Source organism: Plantactinospora alkalitolerans (assembly GCF_015690345.1).
Classification (GTDB): Bacteria; Actinomycetota; Actinomycetes; order Mycobacteriales; family Micromonosporaceae; genus Plantactinospora; species Plantactinospora alkalitolerans.
Map to the genome: position 1 here is coordinate 1 of NZ_JADPUN010000390.1, position 5,062 is coordinate 5,062.

Consider the following 5,062-nt stretch of genomic DNA (forward strand, 5'->3'; position numbering starts at 1 on the left):
GCGTAAGATCGTCGGCAGCGTCAGAGGTGTATAAGAGACAGGCCGGAACCCGAGGCGGCGGCGCCAGCACCCGAGGCGGCCGAGCCGCCGGGCCGGTGTGCTTCGGCGTCATCCGGCACGCCGCACCTCCCCGTCGGACGCCTCGAAACGTGCGCCCCGAAGGGCCTGCGGCACGTCCTCGGCGACCGCGCAGGTGACCACGAGCTGGCTGGCGCCGGCGACCAGTTCGGCCAACCGTTCCCGACGCCCACTGTCCAACTCGGCGAAGACGTCGTCAAGAACGAGGACCGGCTCGACCCCGTCGGCGCGGAGCAGGTCGTACGCGGCCAGCCGGAGCGCCAGCGCGAAGGACCAGGACTCGCCGTGGCTCGCGTAGCCCCGCGCCGGCAGCGGGCCCAGGGTGAGGGTCAACTCGTCGCGGTGCGGCCCCACCAGCGTCACGCCACGCTCGATCTCGGACGTCCGCGCCTCGGCCAGCGCGGCGGTCATGGCCGCCTCCAGTGCGGGCCGGTCCGGTGCCGGGTCGACGAGATCGAGCGAGGAACGGTACGTGATCGCCGCCGCGCCCCGTCCCGGTGCCACCGCGTCGTACGCCTTGGACACGTGCGGGCTCAGCGCCGCGACCAGCTCCAACCGACCGGCCAGCAGCTCCGCCCCGTGCCGGACCAGATGGGTGTCCCAGACCGTCAACGTCGACAGCTCAGACTCGGAGTCGGCCGGTTGATCAGGCTCGGTCCGGTTTCGCCGTCCCCGCCCGCTGCCGGTCTTACGGGCCAGATAGGCGGTACGCAGCAGCGCGTTGCGCTGTTTCACCACCCGCTCGTAGTCCGACCGTACGGCCGCGTACCTGGGCATCCGGATGACCAGCAGGTCATCGAGATAGCGTCGCCGCTCAGCCGGATCGCCCCGGACCAGCTCCAGGTCCTCCGGAGCGAAGAGCACCAGCCGCAGCGCGCCGAGCACGTCCCGGGCCCGCCGAGCCGGCGAGCGGTTCAGCCGGGCCCGGTTCGCCCGACCCGGAGCGATCTCCAGCTCGACCAGCAGCTCCCGCTGGTCGTGCACGATCGCGCACCGGATCACCGCGGTCGCCGCACCGGCCCGGACCAGTGGCGCGTCGGTGGCGACCCGGTGGCTGGACAGCGTCGCCACGTAGCCGAGCGCCTCGGCGAGATTCGTCTTGCCGACCCCGTTGGGGCCGACGAGCACGTTCCCGCCCGGCTCCAGATCGACCCCGACCCGCTCGTACGAGCGGAAGTCGACCAGTTCGAGCCGGCGGACGTACACCGTGCTTAGTTCTTGTGGACGGCGTGTCCGCCGAACTGCTGACGCAGCGCGGAGACGGCCTTCATCGCGGGCGAGTCGTCCTGTCGGGACACGAACCGGGCGAAGAGGGAGGCGGTGATGACGTTCAGCGGCACGCCGAGCCGGACCGCCTCGTCGACCGTCCACCGGCCCTCGCCGGTGTCCTCGGTGTAGCCGCTCAGGTCGGCCAGCTCCGGGTCCTCGTCGAGCGCCCGGTCCAGCAGGTCGAGCAGCCAGGAGCGGACCACGGTGCCCTCGCGCCAGGACTTGAACACGCCCGGCACGTCGGTCACCAGTTCGGAGGCGGCCAGCAGCTCGTAACCCTCGGCGTAGGCGTGCATCAGGCCGTACTCGATGCCGTTGTGCACCATCTTGGCGTAGTGCCCGGCGCCGACCGGCCCGGCGTGCACGAAGCCGAACTCGCCCTCCGGCCTGAGCGCATCGAAGATCGGCATCAACCGTTCGACGTGCTGCTCGGCGCCGCCGACCATCAGGCCGTAGCCGTTCTCCCGGCCCCAGATCCCGCCGGAGACCCCGACGTCGACGTAGCCGATGCCGTGCCGGTCGAGCTTCTCCGCCCGGGGCAGGTCGTCGCTGAACCGCGAGTTCCCGCCGTCGATGACGATGTCTCCGGGGGAGAGCACCTCGATCAGGCCGTCCGCCGTGGCCTCGGTGTACTGCGCCGGAACCATCAGCCAGACGGCCCGGGGCGCGGCCAACCGCTCCGCCAGCTCCGCCAGGCTGGCGACGTCGCTGAGGCCGGGATTCTGATCGAACCCGATCACCTCATGCCCGGCGGCGCGCAGCCGCTCGCGCATGTTGCCGCCCATCCGGCCGAGACCTACCAGGCCGAGCTGCATGAACTTTCCCTTCGGAACCGTGCGATCAGCGGGTGACCCGGATCGGCATAATCAGGTATCGATAGCCAGGAATGACCTCGCCGTCCTCGCCGGAGGGCGAGATGACGGCGGGCTTGAACGCGTCGACGAAGGAGAACACCGCCAGCGCGGATCCGAGATTCTGCAGACCGTCGATCAGGTACTGAGGGTTGAAGCCGATGGTCAGGGGTTCGCCGGTGAAGGTGGCGTCCATCGCCTCGCTCGCCCGGGCCTCCTCGGTGCTGCCGGCCTCGACGACCAGGCCGTCGGAGCTGAAGTTCAGCAGCACCGGCGTGGTCCGTCCGCCGACCAGCGACACCCGCTTCACGACCTCGATGAGCGCGGCGACCGAGACCCGGGCCTCGGCGTTGTGGCTGGCGGGAAAGAGCGATCGCACCGGCGGGTAGTTGGCGCCGTCCAGCAGTCGGCTGGTGGTCCGACGGGTGCCACCGGCAAAGCCGATCAGCCCCTCCCCGGCGGCACCCTGGGCCAGGGCCATGGTGACGTCGCCACCGAGCGGCCCCAGGGCCTTGGCGGTGTCGTGCAGGGTCCGGGCCGGCACCAGCGCGTTGATGCTGACCTCCGGGTCGTCCGGGCGCCACTCGATCTCCCGCAGGGCGAGGCGGTAGCGGTCGGTCGCCAGCATCGACAGCGTCGAGCCGTTCAGCTCGATCCGTACCCCGGTCATCATCGGCAGCGTCTCGTCCCGGCCGGCGGCGATCGCGACCTGGCCGACCGCGGCGGCGAAGGTCGCGGCGTCGATCGTGCCGGCGCTGCCGGGCATCTCGGGAAGCGTCGGGTAGTCCTCGACCGGCATCGTCGGCAGGGTGAACCGGGCGCTGCCGCAGACCAGCTCCAGGTGGGCACCGGCGGCGGCGATGTCGACCGGTTTCGCCGGCAACGCCTTGGTGATCTCCGCCAGCAGCCGGCCGGACACCAGCGCGGCACCCTCGGCCTCGCTCTGGACGTCGACGGTCACCTGGCTGGAGACCTCGTAGTCGAACCCGGAGACGTGCAGGCCACCCTCGGCGACCCGGAGCAGCACTCCGGCGAGCACCGGGACCGAGGGACGGTTGGGCAGACTCTTCGCGGTCCACGCCACGGCGTCGGCGAGCGCGTCGCGCTCCACGCGGAACTTCATGCCATGCCTCCGGATCGACGTCAGCGACAACTGTCTCATGCCGGCGGCAGCCTTCCGGCCCCGCCAACCGTGCGGGTCTTCATCGCACCTTAGGGCCCAGCCGCATCGGCTGTGCGTCCGACCCCGGTACTTCGGCAGATCTTGACCGATCGGTACGACAAGTCAAACGGATCCACAGCATGCCCAACGCTGATGATTGGTTTTTGTTCTTTAGAAGAGATATCTCAATCGTCTTCATCGGTGCTGTGCAAACTGTGGAGAGGCAAGGTCTGCCCTGGTCAGGAGCTTATCCACCGGTGTGCGGGGTGTGGACAACCGCCCCGAAAACCGGGTCGACCGTCCACAGCCGGTCGGGCCGTCGAGGTTTTCCACCGTTGTCCACCGGTCGTCCACCGGGTTACCCACGGCCTTTTCCCCATCTGTGGGCACAGCCGGTCGGACATCGACAAGCACTGTCCCCAGAACCTTCAACAGCCCGTGCACAGCCGGCCGAACGCGGTGGACAATCAGGTGACTCTGAGTGACTGTCCACAACACTTTCCCCAACACTTGTCCACAGCTTGTGGGTTCGCTTCCCGAAGGTCGGTCCCGGTTATCCACCGATGGTGGACAACCGGCTGTGGACGAGCTGTGTACGACGAAGGCCGGGCCCGGACCGGACGGTCCGAACCCGGCCTCGGCCGGCGTGGATGTGCTCAGGTGATCTGCTTGATCCGGTTGGTCAGCTCGGCGATCTGGTTGTAGAGCGAGCGTCGTTCCGCCATCTGCTGCCTGATTTTCCGGTCGGCGTGCATCACCGTCGTGTGGTCCCGACCGCCGAACGCCTGGCCGATCCGGGGCAACGACAGGTCGGTCAGCTCGCGGCACAGGTACATCGCCACCTGTCGGGCGTTCACCAGCACCCGGGACCTCGACTGGCCCCGCAGGTCCTCCAGGCTGACGCCGAAGTAGTCCGCCGTGGCGACCATGATCTGGTCCGAGTTGATCTCCGGCCCGGAGCCGTCCGGAATGAAGTCCCTGAGCACCTCCTCGGCCAGCGACAACTCCACCGGAGACCGGGTCAGCGACGCGAACGCGGTGACCCGGATGAGCGCGCCCTCCAGTTCCCGGATCGAGTTGGAGATCCGCGAGGCGATGAACTCCAGTACGTCCGGCGGGGCGAAGAGGCGCTCCTGGGCCGCCTTCTTCTGCAGGATCGCGATCCGCGTCTCCAGGTCGGGAGGCTGGATGTCGGCCAGCAGACCCCACTCGAATCGGGTGCGCAGCCGATCCTCCAGCGTCGCGAGATCCTTCGGCTTGCGGTCCGAGGTGATCACGATCTGCTTGTTGGCGTTGTGCAGGGTGTTGAAGGTGTGGAAGAACTCCTCCTGGGTCCGTTCCCGGTTCTCCAGGAACTGGATGTCGTCGATCAGGAGGATGTCCACGTCCCGGTAGCGACGCTGGAACGCGCTCGTCTTGTCGTCCCGGAGCGAGTTGATGAAGTCGTTGGTGAACTCCTCGGTCGAGACGTACCGGACCGAGCGGGCGTTGCCCAGCGTCGTGGCGTAGTGGCCGATCGCGTGCAGCAGGTGGGTCTTGCCCAGCCCGGAGCTGCCGTAGATGAACAGCGGGTTGTACGCCTTGGCGGGCGACTCGGCGACGGCCACCGACGCGGCATGGGCGAACCGGTTGGACGAGCCGATGACGAAGGTCTCGAACATGTACTTGGGATTCAGCCGGTTGCCGCCGACATCCCCGGCCC

General features: G+C 68.9%; 4 protein-coding genes. All 4 read right to left on the reverse strand.

Annotated elements, in window-relative coordinates:
• Positions 1 to 108 precede the first annotated feature (108 nt).
• On the reverse strand, positions 109 to 1,284 hold the full coding sequence (gene recF / locus I0C86_RS38775; protein WP_196206294.1) for a DNA replication/repair protein RecF: 1,176 nt from the start codon (positions 1,282 to 1,284) through the stop codon (positions 109 to 111).
• A 5-nt stretch (positions 1,285 to 1,289) separates the two neighbouring features.
• The gene (gene gnd / locus I0C86_RS38780; RefSeq protein WP_196206295.1) at positions 1,290 to 2,162 is read right to left on the reverse strand and encodes a phosphogluconate dehydrogenase (NAD(+)-dependent, decarboxylating); all 873 of its coding nucleotides are present in this window, start codon (positions 2,160 to 2,162) and stop codon (positions 1,290 to 1,292) included.
• A gap of 25 nt (positions 2,163 to 2,187) precedes the next feature.
• Positions 2,188 to 3,321, reverse strand: a complete 1,134-nt coding sequence (gene dnaN, locus I0C86_RS38785; protein ID WP_196206296.1) for a DNA polymerase III subunit beta — start codon at positions 3,319 to 3,321, stop codon at positions 2,188 to 2,190.
• Positions 3,322 to 4,016: 695 nt separating this feature from the next.
• Positions 4,017 to 5,062, reverse strand: a 1,046-nt coding sequence (gene dnaA / locus I0C86_RS38790; protein WP_196206297.1) for a chromosomal replication initiator protein DnaA, incomplete at its 5' end; no start/stop codon positions are given.